Source organism: Bradyrhizobium sp. 62B, from assembly GCF_030272265.2.
Lineage (GTDB): Bacteria > Pseudomonadota > Alphaproteobacteria > Rhizobiales > Xanthobacteraceae > Bradyrhizobium.
Genome location: NZ_CP092841.2, coordinates 6,793,403 through 6,815,404, shown reverse-complemented (window position 1 = coordinate 6,815,404; position 22,002 = coordinate 6,793,403). Strand labels below are relative to the sequence as shown.

Here is a 22,002-nt window from a genome sequence, read left to right as displayed (position 1 = left end):
TAGCCATCGCACGGCGATCCCCGTGTCCCGGGCACGAGAGATCATCTTGCGGCGCGCGATCGCGCCGACCGCCAGGAGGAACCGATATGACCACCGTACTCAACCGCCGCAACCTGCTCGTCGCCGGCGGGGCGGTCCTGACAACCGGTATTGTGGCAACCGGCATGCCCGGTCTCGTTCTGCCCGCCCGCGCCGACGGCCTCGCTCCGACCGAGTCGATGTCCGGCGGCGCGAACAACTACCGCAAGGGCGCGGCGGTCGTGGAGCGGATCGGCAAGGGCGGTTTCTGGATGAGCGGCACCGTGCGCCGCGCCGGTGACGGCGCGCCGCTCGCCGGCCAGCGCATCCAGATCTGGGCGCACACGGTCGAAGGCCAGGAGCACGAGCCGCAGAGTCACGGCGCCACGCTCACCGACAAGGACGGCAAGTTCCGGCTCGAGATGCCGCAGATCATTCCGATCTTCGGCCAGCCGCATGGTCACCTCGCCTATGACAGCGGCGAGTTCAAGGCCGTCTTCCTGCGGCCGGTGATGCGAAGCGCCAAGGAAACCAGTCTCGAAGCGCACTTCGTACTGCAGCCGGCCTGACCGGGCCGGCGGATGACGGGGTGGAAGTCGCCGCGGGTGATCCTGATCTGGGTCGCCCTTGCCGTGGCCATCGGCGTGCCGACCGGGTTTGCAGCAACGAGCGAGCAGCTCGCCTGGCGCGGGCCGGTCTACATCCTCGCCGGTTTCGCCGGCATCGCCGCGCTCGGTCTCGTGCTGGTGCAGCCGCTGCTGATCGGCGGCTGTCTGGCGCCGCTGTCGGCCTATCGCGGCCGGCGTGCCCATCACTGGGTCGGCGGCGCGCTGCTGCTGGCCGTGGTGATCCACGTCGCCGGCCTCTGGATCACCAGCCCGCCGGATATGATCGACGCGCTGACCTACGCCTCGCCGACGCCGTTCTCGCCCTTCGGCGTCACCGCGATGTGGGCCATCTTCATCGTCGCGCTGCTCGCGTCCCTGCGCCGTCGCTTCGAGCTGCGGCCGCGCACCTGGCGCTTCATTCACATGCCGCTCGCGATCGTCATCGTCGTTGGCAGCGTGGTGCACTGCCTCCTCATCGAAGGAACCATGGAGATGGTTTCGAAGGCCGTGCTGTGCGTGCTGGTCGTCGCGGCCACCGCAAAGGTCATGATCGATCTGCAGGTCTGGCGAAAGCGACGGACGCTGCGCGGGGAGAGCCCGTAGTCCGGATGGAGCGCAAGCGTAATCCGGGACCGCTGTACCCGCGGCCGACAGCCCCGGATTACGCTGCGCTCCATCCGGCTACGTCGCACTGCTTGTCGCGGTTGGCGACGCGGCATATCCTCGCGCCATGACCGTCACGGCCCCCGATCTGAAAGCGTTCCTGCTCGCGACGCCGTTCTTCGGCGGCCTTCCGGACGGAAGCCTCGATCTCCTGATGTCGATGCTGGTCGAGCGCCGCTTCGAGGCAGGCAACACCGTGGTGGCGGAAGGCGAGCCGGGACGTTCGATGTTCATCGTCAAATCCGGCCGGCTCGCGGTGAGCAAAGGGACGCATACGGGCCGCGTCATCCCGATCTCCGTTCTGGAGCGCGGCGACTTCTTCGGCGAAATGACGCTGATCGAGATGCAGAACCGCTCAGCCACGGTGGTCGCGGAAATGCCGACGGTGCTGTACGAGCTGACCGCGAAAAATCTCTACGCCTGCTACAAGGCCGATATCCACGCCTATGTGATCGTCCTGCAGAACATCAACCGCGAACTGTGCCGGCGCCTGCGCCGCGCGGACGAGCGGTTCGCGAGGCGCGCGGCGGATAACGACAATTGATCACGCGTAGAGCCAGCGCTCCCGATGCGGCTACAGCAACGCCATCGAGTGCAGCGAGTTTCGATGAAAGCCGAAGGCAACAATGCCGGAGAGAAGCAACGCAGTCCCAATCACGATCAGGCAAAACGCAAGCACTATCGAAGCCCCGAATTCATCATCCACGGCAAAGAGAATAATAGATAAAACTTTACCGACAATCGAAAGGAACAATTAACCTTACCTGCGGCCCCGATCGCGACCCGTCGGGCAAAACACCGAAACCCCGTCAAGTCCCTCCCGCAAAAATATTCCACTTTACCGAAATTCGGTTTTGGCGTATGTGTCGGCCATCCCGGCTCACTGAAGAGGGGCGATCTCGAGGTCGTCTTGATCGCGAGCCGGGTTTGCGGTGGACGCGGCAGCGTCGGCATGAGAGGTGCGGGCAGGGCGGGTAGTCCCCGTGAGCCCGTGGCCGCGTGCAGACGAGCGGCGCTGCTAGGCTTCGTCTCGCCTGTAAGTTTCGCAGCTCCGTCGACGGGGTTGGAAATACTGCGGCGAAATGGCGGGCCGTGCGTACGGCAAAACCGTGTGGTCCTGGCCGTCGTTGCTACGGTCAAGCCGGATCGAAGATGCGCGCGAGCCCAACCGGGTGGACGGCATCATCCAATTCGAACGGCGAGGGAGGCCAAAGGAAAGTTCGGCTCCCGGGAGAGCACGGCATAAGCCGTCCGACCATCGCGCAGGGAAGGCCGAGTGATCGGCGTCACCTGTATGCTGCTGTGCGGTTCTTCCTGTGTGTGCATTTCGCGCAGCGGACCGCGGGTGTCTGTCGGCACCCGGCCTTCCCTGCACCCTCTTCGAGGAAGAGGGTCAAGGAAACGAGCAAAACTCGGGCGCTTCAAGCCGCGAGAATGCTGCTTCATGTGTGGACATCACAATGACCGACGATCGCGCCTCGCCGGTCAGCGACGGGCGGCGGTCGCCGTCAGCTCCAGCCTGACGCCCTTGCCGAGATCCGCAACGCCAATGGCGGCGCGCGCCGGCAGCTGGTCCGCGGTGAAATAGCGCTTCCACACCTCGTTGAACGCCGCCTTGTCGGAGAGATCGGCCATGAAGATGGTCACCTGCAGAACGCAGGAGAGATCGGAGCCGGCCCCCTCTAGCAATGTCTTCAGTTGTCGGAGCACATCATCGGCCTGGCCGGCCATGTCGAGCCCAGCATCCTCAGGGACGATGCCGCCGAGATAGAGCACGCCGTTATGCTCGACGATCTCGTGGAGCAGTCCTTCATAGGGCAGGGAACGTTTGATCACGATGGCATCCGTGGAAAGTTGGCGGCTCGCTGGTCAGGCGCAGACGGCTCGCGTCAATCGGGGAAGAGAATGGTGCTGCCAGACAGGATTGAACTGTCGACCTCTCCATTACCAATGGAGTGCTCTACCACTGAGCTACGGCAGCATGTGCTGGTGAAGAATCGGGCGCCCGAGGGCCTACCAAGCGGGCCGATATCTGCCACAAGCCCCCCTCCTGTGCAAGCTTGCTCGGCCGGTCAAAACGAGAAAATCGGGCCGATATCGGGGCCAAAATGCGCATTTCGGCTCGAAACTACCGGCTTTCCGCCGATTCGCGTTCCGCTCCTCCCCCGCCAACTGGCCAGGTGGCCACGCGACCGGATTCGGTCCATTTCGAGTTTCGCACGATCGGATCGCGAGGAGCCTCTTGAGCTGCCGCAATCTCTGGGCATGGTATCGCCGACGGCAGTATCGGACCCCGTGATGATGGACGAGAGCGAGAAGAGCGCGCGCCAGGCGAAGACGTCCCGGGACGAGCGCCTGAAATCGGCGCTGCGCGAAAACCTGAAGCGGCGGAAGCTGCAGGCGCGCGAACGCGCCGCAGGCGCTGAGCCCTCGCCAAACGACGATGGTTCCCTCAATGAGGGGGCCGCCGGGAAAGCCGGCACTTGAGACATTGGAATGAATGGGAATGACCATGGGGCAGGACGAACAGCAACGAACCGGTGGTGAGGCGCTGATGTCGCGGTTCACGCGGCCCGAACAGACCTTTCCGACGCTGACGCCGGCCGAGATCGAGCGGATCAGGCATTTCGGCGAAGTCCGCCTCTATCAGGACGGCGAGTTCCTGTTCGAGACCGGCAAGCCCGGTCCCGGCATGTTCGTCGTGCTGAGGGGCCATGTCGCCATCACCCAGCGCGACGGCCTTGGTCACGTCACGCCGGTGATCGACCAGGGACCGGGGCAATTTTTGGCCGAGCTCAGCCAGCTCTCGGGACAGCCGGCGCTGGTCGACGGCCGCGCCGAGGGCGATGTCGAGACGCTGCTGCTGCCGCCGGACCGGCTGCGCGCGCTGCTGGTCGCCGAGGCCGAGCTCGGCGAGCGCATCATGCGCGCGCTGATCCTGCGCCGGGTCAATCTGATCCAGGGCGGCATCGGCGGTCCGGTGCTGATCGGACCGTCGAACTCCGCCGGCGTCGTGCGGTTGCAGGGCTTTCTCACCCGCAACGGCCAGCCGCACCATCTGCTCGATCCCGAGCGCGATCGCGACGCCGCCGAGGTGATCGCGCGTTATTCGCCGAAGCCCGAGGACTGGCCGCTGGTCGTCGCCGCTGATGGCACAGTGCTGCGCAACCCCAGTGAGACCGAGCTTGCGCGCGCCATCGGCATGATCGGCGGCGCCAAGGACGGCCGCATCTACGACGTCGCGGTGGTCGGCTGCGGACCGGCCGGGCTCGCTACCGCGGTGTATGCGGCGTCGGAAGGGCTGTCGGTCGCCGTGCTCGACATCCGCGCCTTCGGCGGCCAGGCCGGCGCCAGTGCGCGCATCGAGAATTATCTGGGCTTTCCCACCGGCATCTCCGGCCAGGCGCTGACCGCGCGCGCCTTCACCCAGGCGCAGAAATTCGGTGCCGACATCATGATCCCCGTGACGGTGAAGTCGCTCGACTGCACGCGCAAGGACGGCGCCTTCGCGGTGGCGCTCGACGGCTGCGATCCCCTGCGCGCGCGTGCGGTCGTGGTCGCGAGCGGCGCGCGCTATCGCCGTCCCGAGATCGCAAAGCTCGACACCTTCGAGGGACGCGGCGTCTGGTACTGGGCCTCGCCGATCGAGGCGCGGCTCTGCGCCGGCGAGGAGGTGGCCCTGGTCGGTGCCGGCAATTCGGCAGGCCAGGCGGCCGTGTTCCTGTCGGGACACGCCAAGCGCGTCCTGATGATCATCCGCGGCGGCGGTCTCGGCGCCAGCATGTCGCGCTATCTCATCGAGCGCATCGAAGCGACGCCGAACATCGAATTGATGTTCAACACCGAGATCACCGCGCTCGAGGGCGACGAGGCCGCGCTGCTGCGGCGCATCCGCTGGAAGAGCCGGCTGTCCGACGACGAGGATGCTGCCGACATCCGCAACCTCTTCCTGTTCGTCGGCGCCGATCCCGCCACCGCCTGGCTCGAGGGCTGCGGAGTCACGCTCGATCGCGGCGGCTTCGTCGTGACGGGCGCGCAGTCCGAGCAGAACCAGGGCCGCCTCGTGGCGCCGCTGGAGACCTCCGTGCCCGGTGTCTATGCCGTCGGCGACGTCCGCTCCGGCTCGGTCAAGCGCGTCGGCGGCGCCATCGGCGAGGGCGCGCAGGTCGTGGCCTCCCTGCACGGCTATCTCGGCGATGCCGCAAAACCGGCGCTTTAAAAGCGTTTTCGAGCGAAGTGGATTCCGGTTCGCGTCGAGAAAACGCGTCAAAACAAGAATCTGGAGCCTCGCTCCGATTCCGTCGGAAGCGGAACGAGGCTCTAGGCAACGAGAACTCAAGCGAATGGCAAGTCGAATGAGGCTTGCCATCGTGCCGCCAACTGCAGACTATCTCCTCACCATGAGGATCTGAGACTGACAAACAAAACGCTTAACGGGAGGACTAGGAATGGCTGAACTCGTTGTGCTCTACAAGACGCCCAAGGATGCTGCGGCTTTCGACAAGCATTATGCCGAAACGCACATCCCGCTCGCGAAGAAACTTCCCGGCCTGAAGAAATACGCCGTCAGCACGGGCACGGTCGGCTCACCCGCCGGTCCCTCCGGAGTTCATCTCGTCGCCATCCTCACCTTCGACAGCGTGGGCGATATCCAGAAGGCCTTCGGCAGCGAAGCAGGCAAGGCGGCCGCAGGCGACGTGCCGAAATTCGCCAGTGGCGGCGCCGACCTCCTGATCTTCGACACCAAGGAAGTGTGAGACTTCGATTCGACTTTCGTCGAAACCTGAGAGCTCGTAGCCCGGATGGAGCGTAGCGCAATCCGGGACAGCGCCATCCACACGCGAGAACCCCGGATTAAGCTGCGCTTCATCCGGGCTACAAACAACAGCCTGCTGTCGTTTGTGACAGCGGTGCAAAAAATTCAGCCATGCGTTTGTCGATTCGCACGATGACGCATGGCTTCGCACGTGCCTGTGACGTCAACGCAGGTGGCAATCCCATGAGGGCCGTAATACTACTCTCCTGAATCTCAATGGAGAGTAGGAGGGATGTCATGGTCCTTGGCTTGAGTCTACCCGCCTTCACGCTGGTCCATGTCGTCATCAGCCTGATCGCCATCGCCGCCGGCCTCGTCGTGATGTTCGGCCTGCTCGGCTCGAAGCCGATGCCGGGCCTCACCGCGATCTTCCTGGCGTTCACGATCCTGACCAGCGCCACCGGCTTCCTGTTCCCGTTCGAGAAGCTGCTGCCCTCGCACATCATCGGCATCATCTCGCTGGCGCTGCTCGCCGTCGCCTGCGTCGCGCTGTACGGCATGAAGCTCAAAGGCGTCTGGCGTCCGGTCTATGTCGTGACCGCGATGATCTCGCTCTATTTCAACGTCTTCGTGCTGGTGATTCAGTCGTTCCTCAAAGTGCCGGCGCTCGCCGCGCTCGCACCGGCAGTGGCGCCGGCGCCGCCGTCGGGGCCGGTGTTCGCCGCGGTGCAGGGCATCGTGCTGGTGTTCTTCGTCGTGCTCACCATCGGCGCCTGGCGCCGCTTCAAGCCGATGGCGTTTGCCTGAGCGATTCTCAAGCGCGGCGCATTCACTGGTCATTCCGGGGCATCGCGCAGCGATGAACTCCGGTGCGCAATCGCGCGCCTGAGAATCTCGATTCAACAATCTCTGGGTTCCGGGTTCGCGCCCCGGAATGACGTTTCACTCAAAGGAGCCCCAACATGCCCACTATCACCACCAAAGACGGCGTCGAGATCTTCTACAAGGACTGGGGCAGCGGACAGCCGATCGTGTTCAGCCATGGCTGGCCGCTGTCGTCGGACGATTGGGACGCGCAGATGATGTACTTCGTCACGCGCGGCTACCGTGTCGTCGCCCATGACCGCCGCGGCCACGGACGCTCGGCGCAGGTCGCCGACGGTCACGACATGGATCACTATGCCGACGACCTCGCGGCGGTGACCGCGCATCTCGACCTCAAGAACGCGCTCCATGTCGGCCATTCCACCGGCGGCGGCGAGGTCGTGCACTACATCGCGCGCCACGGCGAGAGCCGGGTGGCGAAGGCCGCGATCCTCTCGGCGGTGCCGCCGCTGATGCTGCAGACCGCGGCCAATCCCGGCGGCCTGCCCAAGAGCGTGTTCGACGATTTCCAGAAGCAACTTGCCGCCGGCCGCTCGGCGTTCTACCGCGACATCGCCGCAGGTCCGTTCTACGGCTACAACCGTCCGGGCGCAAAGCCCTCGGAAGCCGTGATCCAGAACTGGTGGCGCCAGAGCATGATGGGCGGCGCGAAAGCGCATTACGACGGCATCGTCGCGTTCTCGCAGACGGACTTCACCGAGGACCTCAAGAAGATCAACGTGCCCGTGCTGGTGATGCACGGCGACGACGACCAGATCGTGCCCTACGCCGATTCCGCCCCGCTCTCGGCCAAGCTGCTGAAGAAGGGCATCCTGAAGACCTACAAGGGCTTCCCGCACGGCATGCCGACCACGCACGCCGAGACCATCAACGCGGACCTGCTGGCGTTCTTCAAGGAATAGGGGCGCGCGATTCCTAACCTTCTCCCGCAAGGGAGAAGGTTAGGGAAGCTCACTTCAAGATCGCCCGGATCGCATCGAAGGTGCGCTTGACGAAGGCCTCCGGCTTCTCGCGCGCGCCGTCGCCGATCCAGCTCTCGCCGCCGACGCGCATCGCGCCGGTGGCGATCATGGCGACGAGCCGCGCCTTCAGCCGGTCGGATTTGCTTCGCCCGCGCTGGGCGAGCCCGTCGGCCAGCGCGCGCTCGAGCTTCTCGTATTTGAGCTGGTCGCGGGCCTGAAGCGCGGGGTTGTCGCGCTTGAGCCGCGACATCGCCGCGGTTTCCGCCGGATCGATCCGCTTGATCGCCGCGGCGATCGCGTTCTCCGCGGCCGTCAGCATGGACTCGTCCGCAGGCCGTGCGATGATCTCGGCGGTCAATGCGCTGGCGGCATTCTCCTGCCAGGCGGTGACGACGTCCTCCTTGGACGCGAAATAATGGAAGAAGCTCCGGCGCGACACCTCCGCCGCCGCCGCGATGTCGTCGATGGTCGTGGCCTCGAAGCCGCGCTCCAGGAACAGCGTCATTGCCGCCCGGGTCAGCCGCGCGCGGGTCTCCTGCTGCTTGCGCTGGCGCAGGCCGGTGACATCAGGGGCTTTTCCGCCCGCGGGCAATTTCCGGGCAACCTTCGAAGCCTTCAAATCGGTTCACCTCTTGCAAAGTTGCACTCAGTGCACATTTAGACAGGCCGCGGGCCTCATTCCAGCCCCGAACGGAGACATGGCATGACCGACTGGACCACGGCAGACATCCCCTCGCTCAGCGGCAAGACGGTCGTCGTGACCGGAGCGACGGGCGGCCTCGGTTACGAGACGGCGATGGCGCTGGCGGGCGCCGGTGCCATTGTCATACTCACCGGACGCAACGACGCAAAGGGCCTGCGGGCGATCGAAGGCATTTGCGAACGGTTTCCCAATGCGCTGATCGCCTACGAGCATCTCGACCTCGCCAGCCTCGCCTCCGTCGCCGATTTCGCCAGGCGCTTTGCCGCCGGCAACGAGCAGCTCGACCTCCTCGTCAACAATGCCGGCGTGATGGCGCTGCCGAAACGGCAACAGACCGCGGATGGTTTCGAGATGCAGCTCGGCACCAACTATTTCGGCCACTACGTCCTGACGGCGCGGCTGTTGCCGCAGCTGCGCCGCGCTAAGGCGGCGCGTGTCGTCAATCTCTCGAGCCTCGCGCACCGCTCCGGCGCGATCAATTTCGACGATCTGCAAGCCAAGCATTCCTATCGTCCGTGGCGCGCCTACTGCCAGTCGAAGCTCGCGATGCTGATGTTTTCGCTGGAGCTGCAGCGTCGCAGCCTCGCGGCCGGCTGGGGCGTGAAGAGCATCGCGGTGCATCCCGGCTTTGCGCGCACGGACCTCATTGCGAACGGGCCGGGCGCCAACACGTTCCAGTGGCGGATCGGCCGGCTGCTCCAGCCGCTGTTCAGCCAGTCCGCCGCCGAGGGCGCGCTGCCCACCCTGTTCGCGGCGACCTCGCCTACAGCCGAGCCCGGCGGCTATTACGGTCCGACCGGATTCTACGAAATGAAGGGGGCACCGGGACCGGCGCGGATCATGCCGCACGCAAAGGACTTTGCCACCGCCGCCATGCTTTGGGATGTCTCGGCCACGCTCACCGGTGTATCGTTCGACGAGATCGCGGCCGCCGCATGAGCCGCGAGCCCGTGGGGGACGTTCCGATGCAAGTCATCATCTTCGGCGCGACCGGCATGGTCGGGCAGGGCGTCTTGCGCGAATGCCTGATCGATCCCGGAATTGGCCGTGTGCTCGTGGTCGGCCGCAGCCCGACCGGCGTGCGCAACGCCAAGCTCGTCGAGATCATCCACGACAATTTCCTGGACTATTCGGCGGTCGAAGCGCAACTGACCGGCTTCGATGCCTGCTTTTTCTGCCTGGGCGTCTCCTCGATCGGCATGAGCGAGGAGCGCTACCGCCACCTCACCTATGACCTCACGCTCGCGGCAGCGACGATGCTGGCACGCCTCAACCCGCAGATGGTCTTCACCTATGTCACCGGTGCCGGCACCGATTCCACCGAGCAGGGATCGCGGATGTGGGCGCGGATCAAGGGCAAGACCGAGAATGACCTGCTCAAGCTGCCGTTCAGGGCGGCCTACATGTTCCGGCCCGGCGCGATCCAGCCCTTGCACGGCGCCCGTTCCAAGACCGCCTGGGTGCAGGCGGTCTATACCGCGACCTGGCCGCTCTGGTCGGTGCTGCGCCGGCTCTCGCCTTCGCTCGTCACCTCGACCGAGCAGATCGGCCGCGCCATGATCCGCGTCGTCCGGGAGGGGTATCCGCGGAAGGTGCTGGAGATGGAGGATATCAATAGCCTCTAGGCCGCCGGCCCGTTAGTTTGTGCGGAAATTTCAGGGCCTGCACGCGTTGAGCCCTGTCCATGTCCGAAGGAGAAGCGTCGGCGATGTCGCCCCAGCTCAAACTGATCGCGCTCGACGCCGACGATCTCGCCGTGATCTCGACCCACGTCCAGGACGCCCGTGTCCATGCCTCCGACATCATCTGGCGGCAAAGCGAGAAGCGGCTTGTGGTCGGAATGAGCCGGCTAGACTGGGAGCAGACGCTGGAGGGCGAGGCCGAGCCGCGCCGGCTGGTTGCGGCGCTCCGCTTCGACCGCGTGCTCGCCTGCAAGTCGCGCAACATCGACCTCAATGCTCCCGACAAGGTCCTGGACCTCGTCGGCATCGAGTTTCACCCGAGGGACGGGCGCGACGAGGAGCCCGCCGGCAGTGCCCTGCTTTTGTTCGCTGAAGGCGGTGCCATCCGGCTCGACGTCGAATGCCTGGAATGTGAGCTGACCGATCTCGGGGCGGACACGCTGGGAACGGGGCTGGAGATCGAGGGGGAAGGTTGAGGCGGCCTGTATACCAGCGGCACCGGCTCAGGCCTGCGCCAGAACGGCAGCCCGCAAGGGTTGACGCCGCTTCCCCGCCGCGCCATTGAGCAGGGGACCTGGTGCGCCAACCCGCCCCAAAGACCAGCCAGAAGCCAAGCCAGACATCAAGCCAGACATGCCCGTTCGCCTCGACCGCAGCAGCGCCGATTTTGACCAGCGATTCGCGGCCTTCCTCGCCGCCAAACGCGAGGTCTCGGCCGACGTCGAGGCCGCCGCGCGCGCCATCGTCGACGATGTCGCCAGGCGCGGCGACGCGGCCCTGCTCGAGGCCACCGCCAAGTTCGACCGGTTGAAGCTGGATGCATCCGGCCTGCGCGTCACCGCCGCGGAGATCGAGGCCGCCGTGAAGGCCTGCGATGACGCGACGCTGGATGCGCTCAAGCTCGCGCGCGACCGCATCGAGACCTACCATCGCCGCCAGCTTCCGCAGGACGAACGCTTCACCGACGCGCTCGGCGTCGAACTCGGCTGGCGCTATACCGCGATCGAATCCGCCGGCCTTTATGTGCCCGGCGGCACCGCGGCCTATCCGTCCTCGGTGCTGATGAATGCGGTGCCCGCAAGGGTCGCCGGCGTCTCGCGCCTCGTGATGGTGGTGCCTTCGCCCGACGGCAAGCTCAATCCGCTGGTGCTGGCGGCCGCGCATCTCGGCGGCGTCACCGAGATCTACCGTGTCGGCGGTGCGCAGGCCGTGGCCGCGCTGGCGCACGGCACCGCGACCATCGCGCCGGTCGCCAAGATCGTCGGCCCCGGCAATGCCTATGTCGCCGCCGCCAAGCGGCTGGTGTTCGGCAAGGTCGGCATCGACATGATCGCAGGTCCCTCCGAGGTGCTCGTGATCGCCGACGACACCGGCAATGCCGACTGGATCGCCGCCGACCTTCTGGCGCAGGCCGAGCACGATGCCAGCGCGCAGTCGATCCTGATCACCGATTCCGCGCGCCTTGCCGCCGACGTCGAAAAGGCGGTCGAGGCGCAGTTGAAGACGCTGCCACGCGCCGCGATCGCCGGCGCGTCCTGGGCCGATTTCGGCGCCATCATCATGGTGAAGAGCCTTGCCGACAGCATTCCGCTCGCCAATGCGATCGCCGCCGAGCATCTCGAGATCATGACTGTCGATCCCGATGCGCTTGCCTCAGAGATCCGCAATGCGGGCGCGGTGTTCCTTGGGGCCCATACGCCCGAGGCGATCGGCGATTATGTCGGCGGCTCCAACCATGTGCTGCCGACGGCGCGCTCGGCGCGATTCTCCTCGGGGCTGTCGGTGCACGACTTCATGAAGCGCACCTCCATCCTGAAATGCGGCCCCGACCAGCTGCGTGCGCTGGGACCGGCCGCGATGACGCTCGGACAAGCGGAGGGGCTGGACGCCCATTCGCGTTCGATTGGACTGCGCCTCAATCTGTCATGACAGAGCTGCCCGAACAGGACGACTCCAACAATCGCATCGTCGGCGTCACGCTCGACGAAGAGTCGATCGGCCGTTCCGGGCCCGATATCGAGCACGAGCGTGCGATCGCGATCTACGATTTGATCGAGCAGAACCTGTTCGCGCCCGATGGCGCCGAGGGCAAGGGCCCGTTTACGCTGCATCTCGGCATCACCGGCAACCGGCTGATGTTCGACATCCGCCGCGAGGACGGTACGCCCGTCGTCGCGCATCTGTTGTCGCTGACGCCGTTCCGGCGGATCGTGAAAGACTATTTCATGATCTGCGACAGCTACTACCAGGCGATCCGCACCGCGACCCCCGACAAGATCGAGGCCATCGACATGGGCCGTCGCGGCATCCATGACGAGGGATCGCGCACGCTGCAGGAGCGGCTGAAGGGCAAGGTGCGGGTCGATTTCGAGACCTCGCGCCGGCTGTTCACGCTCATAACCGTCCTTCACTGGAAGGGTTAAGCGCGATGGCGGCGCCGCCACGCGCACGCGATCCGCAATCGGTGCTGTTCGCCTGTGCGATGAACAGCGTGCGCTCGCCGATGGCCGAGAGTCTGCTGCAGCACATGTTTCCGCAAGGCCTCTACGTGAAGTCGGCCGGTGCGAGAAAGGGCGAGCTCGATCCCTTCGCGGTCGCCGTGATGGCCGAACTCGGCCAGGACATCTCCGCCCACAAGCCGCAGACCTTCGAGGAGTTGGAGGACTGGGAGGGGCTGAATTTCGACCTCATCATCACGCTCTCGCCCGAGGCGCACCACAAGGCGCTCGAGCTGACGCGGACGCTCGCGGCCGACGTCGAATACTGGCCGACGCAGGATCCCACCACCATCGAGGGCAGCCGCGACCAGAAGCTGGCGGCCTATCGCGACGTCTGCGACCAGCTCTCGATGCGCATCCGCCGGCGGTTCGCGAAGGTGGGTGCCGCCAGCGGATAGCGCGCGTGCCCCGGACGCAGCGCAGCGCGTCTTCGCGAGGCGCTGCAGAGCCGGGGCACATCTCACCTCCAGGTGGGAAGCCGTGGGTCCCGGCTCAGCGTCGCAGCATTTCATGCCGCGCCGCGTCCGGGACGCGAGACCTCCCGTAACACCGGCGTCACAGACCGCGGGCACGGATGTCGGAAACCTCGAATCACCAAACCTCGGGTTCCCGGGTTGTGAAATCAGCCCCCTTCCGATAGGTTCCGCGCGCAATTCACCCCCGCTTCATCCCCCAAATCACCTGATGCTTGGCCGCCCCAAATTCGTACTTGCCTCCGGTTCGCCGCGGCGCCTGTCGCTGCTCAACCAGGCCGGCATCGAGCCGGACGCGCTCCGGCCGGCCGACGTCGACGAGACGCCGAAGCGGGGCGAGCTGCCGCGCGCCTGCGCCAATCGGCTGGCGCGGGCCAAGGCCGATGCGGCGCTGAAATCGGTGCAGCTCGACGACGAGCTGCGTGGTGCCTTCATCCTCTCCGCCGACACGGTGGTCGCGGTCGGCCGCCGCATCCTGCCCAAGGCGAATCTGGTCGACGAAGCCGCGCAGTGCCTGCGCCTGCTGTCGGGTCGCAACCACCGCGTCTACACCGCGATCACGCTGGTGACGCCGCGTGAGGCCTTCCGCCAGCGCCTGGTCGAGACCCGCGTCCGCTTCAAGCGTCTCTCGGAAGACGACATCCAGGCCTATATCGGCTCCGGCGAATGGCGCGGCAAAGCCGGCGGCTACGCCGTGCAGGGCATCGCCGGCTCCTTCGTGGTGAAGATGGTGGGGTCCTACACCAACGTCGTCGGCCTGCCGCTCTACGAGACCACGACGCTGCTCGGCGGTGAAGGTTTCCCAATCCGCTTCGGCTGGCTCAACGCCACCACTGCGGTGTGAGCCGGCCAGCCGCCGCCCAACAAAATCGCGAAAACAACCCCATGCACAGTAGAATGGCCTGACGGGGCCGATGCGCCGCCATCTGGGGAACCCGTCTGCCGACAGGCTCTTGAACCCTTTCACTCCCCTGCAAGCTGCCGACATCATGGACAAAAAGCCCGCCAGCCCGCTCAAAACCTGCCCGATCTGCGGCAAGCCGCAGTCAGAGGCCACCCGCCCGTTCTGCTCCTCGCGCTGCCGCGACGTCGATCTGAACCGATGGCTGAAAGGCTCCTACGTCATCCCCGGCCGCGACGACGAAGTGGATGACGTAGAATAGCTAAATATTATCAATGTCTTGATTGAGCGGTCGTAATGCCGCGCGCCAGCCGCGGCGAGCCGGTGCGAGCTTGTGCACAGCCGGGCCGCGCCCGGCGAAGCCTCTTGGCGAAGCCGGGTGGACAGGCCGCTTCCGGCCCACTATAAACCGCCCGCTCGATGGGCTTTGGCCCCTCTCTTGGAGCACGCCCAGGTAGCTCAGTTGGTAGAGCATGCGACTGAAAATCGCAGTGTCGGTGGTTCGATTCCGCCCCTGGGCACCACGCTTCGGTTACGCGTAGCGTAGCCACGCTCATCCCCCAGCGAACGCGTGAAGGTCGCCGACCGGCACCGACTATGGTTCGCAGCAGCGCGGAAAGTCCTTACCGCATCCAGGCGGGCGCTGTCGCTTCCCCACGTTGATGCCCAGCCTCAAATGGAAATGCTCGTAGACATAGGGCGACAACGCTCGTCGCCCGCCGAACCTGCGCGCCATGGGCCACATTGCCCCCTTGCTCAATTGCGATCGCCGCAAGCGCTCGTGTTATAGTCCCAACTTTCGGTCGGCCCCGCGCTTTTCATCACGTTTGGATTGAGGAAGGGAAACGCCATGGACGAGGTCTTGATCAACACGACCACAGCCGGCGATCAAAGCCAGCCCAGCGTGTGCGGCCTTCAGGGCACCCAATTCGTCGTCGTGTGGGAGGACCACAGCGACAACACGATCAAGGGCCAGATGTTCGGTGCGGGCGGTGCCAAGAGCAGCGACCAGATCCTGATCAACCTGCCCACGCTGCCGGGACCGCGGCGGCAGCTTCCCGTGACCGTGGAGTACGGATCGGGCTTCGTTGTGGCCTGGAACGAGCAGGCGGCCGGTAGTGCCGCGACGGCGCCGACCCAGCTCAAGCTTCGTATCTTCGATGCCGATACGCTGTCGGGACCGGAAATCCAGGTCTCTACGTCGCCGGTCGAGCCTTTGATCCGGCCCGCTCTTGCGCGCCTGCAGGACGGAAACTTCATTGTCGTCTGGGCGGACAAGCGGGCCGACCAGCGCATCCGCGCGCAACGTTTCGGCGCCGACGGAAGCAGGATCGGCGCCGAGTTTCGCGCCAACACCACCGCCGGGCTGCACAAGGTCCCGATGGTGGCGTGCCTGACCAATGGCGACGTCGTCATCGGATGGCGGGCGCGGATCACAGGTCCCCTGCATATCCGCTATCAGCTCTTCAACGCGAAGGGAGCGGTGGGCAGCGAGCACATCACGCCCGCGACGACCACCGCGGCAGCCATGGCCGCGATCGACGGCGGCCAGTTCGTCATCGCGCATCTAAACGATTTCGGCGAAGACGCCACGGCGAGCACCCTGATCGTCGTGGAAGCTGACGTATACAAGGCCGACGGTTCGCCCGCCAATCTCCACCTCGTCTCGACCAGCGAACAACGTATCCAGGCGACCTGGCCGACCCTCTCGCCGCTCTCGGGCGGACGCTTCCTGATCGGCTGGGTCCAGCTCAACGTCGACCAGCCCGCCACCACCAACGTGAAGGCGCGGGTTTTCTCGACCGAGGATCCGCTGGGCAAGGTCGTCCAGTTCAACACGTCCACCGGCCATAACCGCTTCAGCCTCGCGGTTGCCGCGGCTTCAGGCCCAAGCGAGGAAGTGGCCTTCGCGGCCTGGACCGACGACACCCAGAGCGGCAAGGACATTGCGGGACGGGCGATACGCGGACGTCCACTGACGGTGCCGGCGGCGGGGTTTTAGCAGCCCAGCGGGCGCACGATTCCCCCTTACCCCCGCCGTGCAAACACGAAGTGCCCGACGTCGATCTTCCCTGCCCGGAAGCCTGCCTCGCAGTAGCACAGATAATATTCCCACATCCGGCGGAAGGGCTCGTCGAATCCCAGTGAGGTCAAGTCGATCCAGGCCCGGCTGAAGCTATCGCGCCAGAGTGAGATCGTCCTGGCGTAGTCCTGCCCGAACATGCGCTCGCGAACGATGGGCATTTCGAAACGTTCGCCGAGCGTCCGCAGAATGGCGGCCGAAGGCAGCATGCCGCCCGGGAAAATGTATCTCTGGATGAAGTCGACCCGCTGCCGATAGCTGCCGAAGAGCTCGTCGTGAACCGTGATGGCCTGGATGCCGGCAAGTCCGCCGGGCTTCAGCCGCTGCTTCAGCTGATTGAAATAGGCAGGCCAGAATTGCTCGCCGACGGCTTCGATCATCTCGATGGAGGCGATGCGGTCGAAGCGGCCCTCCTGGTCGCGGTAATCCTGCAAGCGGATCTCGACCTTCTCGGCGAGCCCGGCCTTGTGGATCCGGCGGCGGGCAAAATCATGCTGCTCCTTGCTGATGGTGAGGGCCAAAACCCTGGCGCCGTAAGTCTTGGCGGCGAATTCGGCAAAGCCACCCCAACCGCATCCGATCTCGAGCACGCTCTGACCGGGCTGCAATTCGATCGCCTTTGCCAGCTGTTCGTATTTGTGATGTTGCGCAGCAGGGAGATCGGTCGTCTCGGACGAGAACAGCGCCGACGAGTAGGTCATGCTGGAATCGAGCCATGCAGAGAAGAACTCGTTTCCGAGATCGTAATGCTGGTGGATGTTGTGCCGCGATCCTTCCTTGGTGTTGCGGCGCAGGCGATGGAGCGCTCGCCGGCAGAGGCGAACCAGCATATTCCCGGCGAATGCGCTGTCGACCAGCTCCTCGTTGAGACAGAACACGTAGAGAAGCTGAGCGAGATCGGGCGTGGTCCAGTCGCCCCGGATGTAGGCCTCGGCCATGCCGATGTCGCCACCGATGACGAGGCTGCGCGCGAACCTGTAGTTCTTCAGCTCGATCGTGGCCGACGGACCCTGCAGCTGCCCGCGCAACGTCACCATCCTCTGGTCGGGGAGACGCACATGAAGGGTGCCACAGCGAAGCTGTGATGCAAGGCGCAGAGCCACGCGGGCGAAGAACGGGACGCCATCAAATTGAACGGCGGGATGGCTGGCTGCCAGGTCCATGGTTCAGATCTCGCGTTGTTTCAAACGAGGCACGTACGGAACGCCTTTCAGCCAGAGCCGCATCGCTTCCCAGTGAATGGCTGCGATGACCTTCAAGGTCAGGAAAGGCATTCCAAAGAGCGCCGCCAGCAGGGAGCGGCTCGTCAGGGCGCGGCGTCGCCCACAAAATGCTGCCGCAAACATCGCGCCCTGCGCGCCGCTCTGCAGGATCCTGACTTTCACATCCTGCTGGGGTGGAGAAACGCTGAAACGGTAATACGTTTCCATCTCCATGAAGGGTGAAACGTAGAATGCCTTCGCCTGGTTTTGGCGGATGGCCGGGCCCGCGCTGTCCTGTTGCACTGGCAGGACGTAGGAGTGCATCTCGCCAAAGGTGTTGCGGACTTCGTAGATCATCAGCGCAACAGTGCCGGACGCGCCATAGCAGAAGTAGACCGAGAGCGGATTGAACACGTAACCGAAGACCCTGGGATAGCAGAGCAGGAGAACGCGGCCCCCGGACAGGTCGATGCCGTGGTCGGCCGCGAGCTGTCGGGCGTGTTCGCTGAGGCCTGCGCCGCTGCCGTCGCCGTGGTCGCGCTCGTGAAAGCTGAAGAGGGCCGCTCGGTTGACGCCGAACAGCCGGGATTGGCGATCCGCTTCGCCCAGCCGGTCGAGATCGATCAGCAGACTCATCACGCGATAGGTGAACCTGTGCTGCACGGGGCGCCAGCGCGCGTGCATCACCTTTCCCCAATAGAGCGCGGCGGGCGCTGTCGCAGTCTCAGTTTCGGCTGGTGTGGTTCGGACCATCGCCTTACTCGGCAGCCTCGGCCAGGGCCGGATCCGGTTGACGCCAAGGAAGTTCGACGCCGAGTGCCTCGGCAACGGAAATGCCGGCCTGCAGGCCATCCTCGTGAAAGCCGTAGCCGGTCCAGGCGCCGCAGAACCAGGTTCGACGGCGTCCTTGAATCGCGGGCAGCTTTCGCTGCGCCGCGAACGCAGCCATGTCGTATTGCGGATGGGCGAAGGTGAATTGTCCGAACGTGAGGTCGGCCGCCGGCTCGAAGGGAGGGTTGAGGCTGACGAACAAGGGTCTGCGCTCGTCGATCCCCTGCAGCCGGTTCATCCAATAGGTCACCGCGACGTCGTTCGGGGCAGGCGTTTGCCGCGGCCAGCGCAGGAAGTTCCAGGAGGCCCACGCCTGACGCCGCCGGGGCATGAGACTGGGATCGCGGTGCAGATAAATGGTGTTCGGAGCATATCTGATGGCGCCAAGGATGGAACGCTCCGTGGCGTCGGCGTCCGACAACGTCGCCAAGGCCTGGTCGCTGTGACAAGCCATCACCACCGCATCGTAAGTTTCTATACCGCCATGACTGTCGCGGACGGTCACGCCATGCCCCGTCCGGTCGATCGATGTCACCGCGCAGCCTAGCCGAATATTGTGCTTGAACGAAGTGGTCAGCTTGTCGACATAGCGCCGGCTGCCGCCCTCGACCGTGCGCCAGCGCGGTCGATCGAGATGCAGGAGACGGTGATTGTCGAAGAAGGCGACGAAGTTCTCCGCCGGGAACGACAGGATGTCGTCGGACGAAGACGACCAGATCGCCGCCCCCATCGGACCGAGATAGTCGGAGAACAGGCGCGGCCCGAACGATTGCCGGCGCAGATATTCGCCGAGGGTCAGGCCATGCAGCCGGCCGGCGCGCAGATCGGCCACGCTCTGCTTGTTGAACCGCGCGACCTCGGCCAGCATGCGGAAATATGACGGGGATGCGAGGTTGCGGGGTTGCGCGAACAGGCCGCAGACCGTCTGCAGGGCGGTCTCGCCGCCACCGCGCCATTCGAAGCGGCCGTGGTCGGCGGACAGGGCGAAGCTCATGCAAGTCTCGACGGTCTTCACGCCGAGATGTGAGAACAGCGACGTCAGTTGCGGGTAGTTGGTCTCGTTGAACACGATGAAGCCGACATCGACATCGATGGGCTCACCGTCATAGTCGACGCGAACGGTGTGGCTATGCCCACCCGGCTGCAGCTCGCGCTCGTAAACGGTGACTGCGTAACGTTTCGACAGGAGCCACGCGGCGGCATTGCCGGCAATTCCCGTCCCGATCACGGCCAAACGCATTCTATTTCGCCCCCACTGCGGTACCGTCAGCTACGGCCCTCCAAGCAACCCTCAGGAAACGTTCGGCGGGAGGTCGCGGATCACTCGCCCGAGCCTGGCGCCGGGGGTGAAACCGCAGCCCGGACATGACGTATCGACAGGGTCAATTTGGGTGAGGACATGATCCTTCCGTATATTCAGGCGATCGGCTGCATGGCGCTGGGCTTCTGTCTCTTGATGGGACTGGCCTGGGTCGTCCAGCAGCGCACGGGCAATTCCGGCTGGGTCGACGCGATCTGGTCCTATTCGTGCGGTCTCGTCGGTGCAGCAGGTGCCCTGTGGCCGCTTGCCGGCTCCTTGCCGGGCCGCCAGGCGCTCGTTGCCGGGCTTGTGCTGCTCTGGTCGGTAAGGCTGGGCACGCACATTGCGCGCCGCTCCGCAGCCGGGATCGACGATCCCAGATATGCGAACTATGCGCGCGAATGGGGAGCGGATGCTCCGCGCCGGATGTTCTTCTTCCTGCAATCACAGGCGCTGGTCTCGCTGCCGCTCCCCTTCGCCGTGTTCCTCGCGGCGCACGCTCCGGCGCCGGGGCTGCGGCTGCAGGACTACATCGGCATCGTCATCGTCCTGATTGCCGTCGTCGGCGAGGCCATGGCGGACCGGCAGCTGCGGCTCTTCAAACGCGACCCCTCAAGCAAGGGACAGGTCTGCGATGTCGGCCTATGGAACTGGTCGCGTCACCCGAACTATTTCTTCGAATGGCTGGGGTGGCTGGCCTATCCGGTCATGGCGCTGTCGCCGGGATATGCATGGGGCTGGGCCAGCCTGGCGGCGCCGGCGATCATGTACTGGATCCTGGTCCACGTGACGGGCATCCCGCCGCTTGAAGAGCAGATGCTGCGATCGCGCGGCGAGCGCTATCGCCGATATCAGGCGCGCACGAGCGCCTTCTTTCCATGGCCGCCGCGGCAGGCTTCGCGATGAACAGTGTCGAGGCCGCCGCGATGCCGGCCAGCTGGGTCGGCAAACCGAATGCGTGGCGGATGTGATCCGCAACGGATTGTGGAGCGTTAATCTGACGGGCGGCCGATCAGCCGGCTGCAGGGCGACGAGACGCGCGACATGAATCTGTTCTTGACCTACCTGGCTGTGGCCGTGACCTTCGTTGCCGTCGACATGATCTGGCTGACGATCATGGTCGAAAGACTGTATCGACCCGTGCTGGGTGATATGTTGCGGGCTCAGCCCAGCCTGCCGGCCGCGGCCGCGTTCTATGTGTTGTATCCCCTCGGATTGATCTGGTTTGCCGTGCTGCCGGCGCAGCAGGACGGCGGCGCGCTGCGCGCTTTCACATCCGGCCTGCTACTTGGCTGCTTCACCTATGCGACCTACGATCTGACCAACCAGGCGACGCTGCGCAACTGGTCGACCGGACTGACCCTCGCTGACGTGTGCTGGGGATCCTGTCTCGCCGGCCTCAGTGCCTGGATCGGATTTCTTGTCGCGCAGAAGCTGGCGCACTGAGTCGGCGCGACCGCATGACCTTGCATCAGGGGGCCGTCGTGTCCGACTGCTTCCGACCTTCGAGCAGCTCGAACGCCTCTCTGGTTTCCGCGATCTTGTCGGACAAGGATTTGAAGGTCTCGTGAGCCTGGATCTTTGTCGGCTCGTCGAGCAAGAGGCTCGCGAGTTCGACCAGTTGATCGCCCATGCGCTCCATGATTGCGAGCAGCCGATCGACACCGGCCGCAGGCTCGTGCGCGACGACACTTTCGACTTCTCTCACGATCGCTTCGAGCCTTGCCGTCGAGGAGACAAGCCGGTTCTCGCGCCCACGCTCGGGAAATTCAATAATCTCTGCGTCCATGCCCACGTTCTCGCCGGCTTCAAGCCGCAGCCGATGCGCTGAGGCAATCCTTGCGCACCGACAAGATGGTTCGGTGCAGCCAGGTCTTGATCGTGCCCACCGGCACGCCGAAGCGTTGAGACAGGCTCGCGCGGCTCTCGCCTTCGAGATAGGCCAGTGCGACCAGCCTGCGGCGATCTTCCGGCAAGCGGGCCAATGCGCCCAGCGCAATGGGTTCGGCGCTGGCGTAGTCGAAGTGCTCGGTTGGTGACAGCCCGGCCGTTGCGGGGACCGCGAGCGCCTTGTCCAGTTCGACACTGGGCTGCCGCCTTGTCCGCAGATGGTCAATCGCGGTGTGACGGACGATTGCAGCCATCCAGGTCATGGCCGACGCCCGACCGGGATCGAACCGAGCCGCATTGCGCCAGATCTTCAGGAAACTTTCCTGCAGGATGTCGTCCGCATCGTGCGGCGCCGTCCCGACGGCCAGCGCAATCCTGCGCAGCCTGCCGCGGGTCATCGTATGAAGCTCTGCGAAGGCGCGTGTCTCGCCTGCCGAGACGCGTCCCAGCAGTCCGGGCAACATCTCGCTCTGCGCCCGATTGGCCAGGCCCGAACAGGTCATGTCCTGTCTCTCCCTTGCGTTTCCTTACGAAACGCTCCGAGCGC

At 65.1% G+C, this 22,002-nt stretch carries 27 protein-coding genes and 2 tRNA genes; 20 read left to right on the top strand and 9 right to left on the bottom strand.

Features of this window, described 5'->3' with window-relative positions; genetic code table 11:
- The first annotated feature begins 86 nt into the window (after positions 1 to 86).
- The 3 genes from ML401_RS32680 to ML401_RS32670 all read left to right on the top strand — a co-directional run bounded on the left by ML401_RS32680 (position 87) and on the right by ML401_RS32670 (position 1,833).
- Positions 87 to 587, top strand: coding sequence for a Twin-arginine translocation pathway signal (locus tag ML401_RS32680; protein ID WP_285808135.1), 501 nt, complete (start codon positions 87 to 89; stop codon positions 585 to 587).
- Positions 588 to 599: 12 nt separating this feature from the next.
- Positions 600 to 1,229: a ferric reductase-like transmembrane domain-containing protein gene (locus tag ML401_RS32675; RefSeq protein WP_285808134.1), complete on the top strand. Its 630-nt coding sequence runs from the start codon at positions 600 to 602 to the stop codon at positions 1,227 to 1,229.
- A 127-nt stretch (positions 1,230 to 1,356) separates the two neighbouring features.
- Positions 1,357 to 1,833 (top strand): Crp/Fnr family transcriptional regulator, encoded by a 477-nt coding sequence (locus tag ML401_RS32670; RefSeq protein ID WP_285808133.1) that lies wholly within the window; start codon positions 1,357 to 1,359, stop codon positions 1,831 to 1,833.
- A 30-nt stretch (positions 1,834 to 1,863) separates the two neighbouring features.
- Here ML401_RS32670 and ML401_RS32665 read toward each other — a convergent pair whose 3' ends face one another.
- The 3 genes from ML401_RS32665 to ML401_RS32655 all read right to left on the bottom strand — a co-directional run bounded on the left by ML401_RS32665 (position 1,864) and on the right by ML401_RS32655 (position 3,270).
- On the bottom strand, positions 1,864 to 2,043 hold the full coding sequence (locus ML401_RS32665) for a hypothetical protein (protein ID WP_211415695.1): 180 nt from the start codon (positions 2,041 to 2,043) through the stop codon (positions 1,864 to 1,866).
- A 731-nt stretch (positions 2,044 to 2,774) separates the two neighbouring features.
- Complete coding sequence (locus tag ML401_RS32660) at positions 2,775 to 3,125, bottom strand: RidA family protein (RefSeq protein WP_194404680.1); 351 nt, start codon at positions 3,123 to 3,125, stop codon at positions 2,775 to 2,777.
- Between the two features lie 70 nt (positions 3,126 to 3,195).
- Positions 3,196 to 3,270 (bottom strand) — tRNA-Thr (locus ML401_RS32655).
- 317 nt (positions 3,271 to 3,587) lie between these two features.
- On the opposite strand from ML401_RS32655, the gene ML401_RS32650 reads away from it, so the two are divergent.
- The 5 genes from ML401_RS32650 to ML401_RS32630 all read left to right on the top strand — a co-directional run bounded on the left by ML401_RS32650 (position 3,588) and on the right by ML401_RS32630 (position 7,832).
- On the top strand, positions 3,588 to 3,776 hold the full coding sequence (locus ML401_RS32650; protein ID WP_285808131.1) for a hypothetical protein: 189 nt from the start codon (positions 3,588 to 3,590) through the stop codon (positions 3,774 to 3,776).
- Between the two features lie 25 nt (positions 3,777 to 3,801).
- Complete coding sequence (locus ML401_RS32645; RefSeq protein ID WP_285812777.1) at positions 3,802 to 5,508, top strand: cyclic nucleotide-binding domain-containing thioredoxin-disulfide reductase; 1,707 nt, start codon at positions 3,802 to 3,804, stop codon at positions 5,506 to 5,508.
- A 229-nt stretch (positions 5,509 to 5,737) separates the two neighbouring features.
- Positions 5,738 to 6,046 (top strand): EthD family reductase, encoded by a 309-nt coding sequence (locus ML401_RS32640; protein ID WP_194404678.1) that lies wholly within the window; start codon positions 5,738 to 5,740, stop codon positions 6,044 to 6,046.
- Between the two features lie 296 nt (positions 6,047 to 6,342).
- A complete protein-coding gene (locus tag ML401_RS32635) occupies positions 6,343 to 6,852 on the top strand; it encodes a hypothetical protein (protein WP_212067748.1) in 510 nt (169 codons plus the stop codon).
- 155 nt (positions 6,853 to 7,007) lie between these two features.
- Positions 7,008 to 7,832, top strand: a complete 825-nt coding sequence (locus ML401_RS32630) for an alpha/beta fold hydrolase (protein WP_285808130.1) — start codon at positions 7,008 to 7,010, stop codon at positions 7,830 to 7,832.
- Between the two features lie 49 nt (positions 7,833 to 7,881).
- Here the strand turns inward: ML401_RS32630 and ML401_RS32625 are convergent, their stop codons facing one another.
- Positions 7,882 to 8,511: a TetR/AcrR family transcriptional regulator gene (locus tag ML401_RS32625; protein WP_285808129.1), complete on the bottom strand. Its 630-nt coding sequence runs from the start codon at positions 8,509 to 8,511 to the stop codon at positions 7,882 to 7,884.
- An 84-nt stretch (positions 8,512 to 8,595) separates the two neighbouring features.
- On the opposite strand from ML401_RS32625, the gene ML401_RS32620 reads away from it, so the two are divergent.
- The 10 genes from ML401_RS32620 (at position 8,596) to ML401_RS32575 (ending at position 16,151) form a co-directional block, all read left to right on the top strand.
- The gene (locus ML401_RS32620; protein WP_285808127.1) at positions 8,596 to 9,534 is read left to right on the top strand and encodes an SDR family oxidoreductase; all 939 of its coding nucleotides are present in this window, start codon (positions 8,596 to 8,598) and stop codon (positions 9,532 to 9,534) included.
- Positions 9,535 to 9,560: 26 nt separating this feature from the next.
- On the top strand, positions 9,561 to 10,220 hold the full coding sequence (locus tag ML401_RS32615) for an epimerase (protein WP_285808126.1): 660 nt from the start codon (positions 9,561 to 9,563) through the stop codon (positions 10,218 to 10,220).
- An 83-nt stretch (positions 10,221 to 10,303) separates the two neighbouring features.
- Positions 10,304 to 10,753: a DUF2948 family protein gene (locus ML401_RS32610; protein ID WP_285808125.1), complete on the top strand. Its 450-nt coding sequence runs from the start codon at positions 10,304 to 10,306 to the stop codon at positions 10,751 to 10,753.
- 157 nt (positions 10,754 to 10,910) lie between these two features.
- Positions 10,911 to 12,206, top strand: coding sequence for a histidinol dehydrogenase (hisD, locus tag ML401_RS32605; protein ID WP_211415702.1), 1,296 nt, complete (start codon positions 10,911 to 10,913; stop codon positions 12,204 to 12,206).
- A complete protein-coding gene (locus ML401_RS32600) occupies positions 12,203 to 12,700 on the top strand; it encodes a UPF0262 family protein (protein WP_194404670.1) in 498 nt (165 codons plus the stop codon). Before hisD ends, ML401_RS32600 begins: the two co-directional genes overlap by 4 nt.
- Before the next feature lie 5 nt (positions 12,701 to 12,705).
- Positions 12,706 to 13,173, top strand: coding sequence for a low molecular weight phosphatase family protein (locus tag ML401_RS32595; RefSeq protein ID WP_194404669.1), 468 nt, complete (start codon positions 12,706 to 12,708; stop codon positions 13,171 to 13,173).
- A 286-nt stretch (positions 13,174 to 13,459) separates the two neighbouring features.
- The gene (locus tag ML401_RS32590; RefSeq protein WP_194404668.1) at positions 13,460 to 14,092 is read left to right on the top strand and encodes a Maf-like protein; all 633 of its coding nucleotides are present in this window, start codon (positions 13,460 to 13,462) and stop codon (positions 14,090 to 14,092) included.
- A gap of 145 nt (positions 14,093 to 14,237) precedes the next feature.
- Positions 14,238 to 14,411, top strand: a complete 174-nt coding sequence (gene yacG / locus ML401_RS32585) for a DNA gyrase inhibitor YacG (RefSeq protein WP_285812776.1) — start codon at positions 14,238 to 14,240, stop codon at positions 14,409 to 14,411.
- Positions 14,412 to 14,597: 186 nt separating this feature from the next.
- Positions 14,598 to 14,673, top strand: a tRNA-Phe gene (locus ML401_RS32580).
- A 326-nt stretch (positions 14,674 to 14,999) separates the two neighbouring features.
- Positions 15,000 to 16,151, top strand: a complete 1,152-nt coding sequence (locus ML401_RS32575) for a hypothetical protein (protein WP_285808124.1) — start codon at positions 15,000 to 15,002, stop codon at positions 16,149 to 16,151.
- Positions 16,152 to 16,177: 26 nt separating this feature from the next.
- Here ML401_RS32575 and ML401_RS32570 read toward each other — a convergent pair whose 3' ends face one another.
- From ML401_RS32570 to ML401_RS32560, 3 genes are read right to left on the bottom strand one after another with little or no spacing between them, the layout of a single operon-like run.
- Positions 16,178 to 17,395, bottom strand: a complete 1,218-nt coding sequence (locus ML401_RS32570) for a cyclopropane-fatty-acyl-phospholipid synthase family protein (RefSeq protein ID WP_285808123.1) — start codon at positions 17,393 to 17,395, stop codon at positions 16,178 to 16,180.
- 3 nt (positions 17,396 to 17,398) lie between these two features.
- Positions 17,399 to 18,187 (bottom strand): DUF1365 domain-containing protein, encoded by a 789-nt coding sequence (locus ML401_RS32565; protein ID WP_285808122.1) that lies wholly within the window; start codon positions 18,185 to 18,187, stop codon positions 17,399 to 17,401.
- Between the two features lie 4 nt (positions 18,188 to 18,191).
- A complete protein-coding gene (locus tag ML401_RS32560) occupies positions 18,192 to 19,505 on the bottom strand; it encodes an NAD(P)/FAD-dependent oxidoreductase (protein WP_285808121.1) in 1,314 nt (437 codons plus the stop codon).
- A 159-nt stretch (positions 19,506 to 19,664) separates the two neighbouring features.
- Between ML401_RS32560 and ML401_RS32555 the strand changes: the two genes are divergently transcribed.
- Entirely contained in the window at positions 19,665 to 20,471 is an 807-nt protein-coding gene (locus tag ML401_RS32555) for a DUF1295 domain-containing protein (protein ID WP_259217803.1), read from the top strand.
- Positions 20,472 to 20,609: 138 nt separating this feature from the next.
- A complete protein-coding gene (locus ML401_RS32550; RefSeq protein WP_285808120.1) occupies positions 20,610 to 21,011 on the top strand; it encodes a DUF2177 family protein in 402 nt (133 codons plus the stop codon).
- 25 nt (positions 21,012 to 21,036) lie between these two features.
- Here the strand turns inward: ML401_RS32550 and ML401_RS32545 are convergent, their stop codons facing one another.
- Both ML401_RS32545 and ML401_RS32540 read right to left on the bottom strand, forming a co-directional pair.
- Positions 21,037 to 21,354 (bottom strand): hypothetical protein, encoded by a 318-nt coding sequence (locus ML401_RS32545; protein ID WP_285808119.1) that lies wholly within the window; start codon positions 21,352 to 21,354, stop codon positions 21,037 to 21,039.
- Positions 21,355 to 21,373: 19 nt separating this feature from the next.
- Positions 21,374 to 21,919, bottom strand: a complete 546-nt coding sequence (locus ML401_RS32540; protein WP_259218671.1) for an RNA polymerase sigma factor — start codon at positions 21,917 to 21,919, stop codon at positions 21,374 to 21,376.
- Positions 21,920 to 22,002 lie beyond the last annotated feature (83 nt).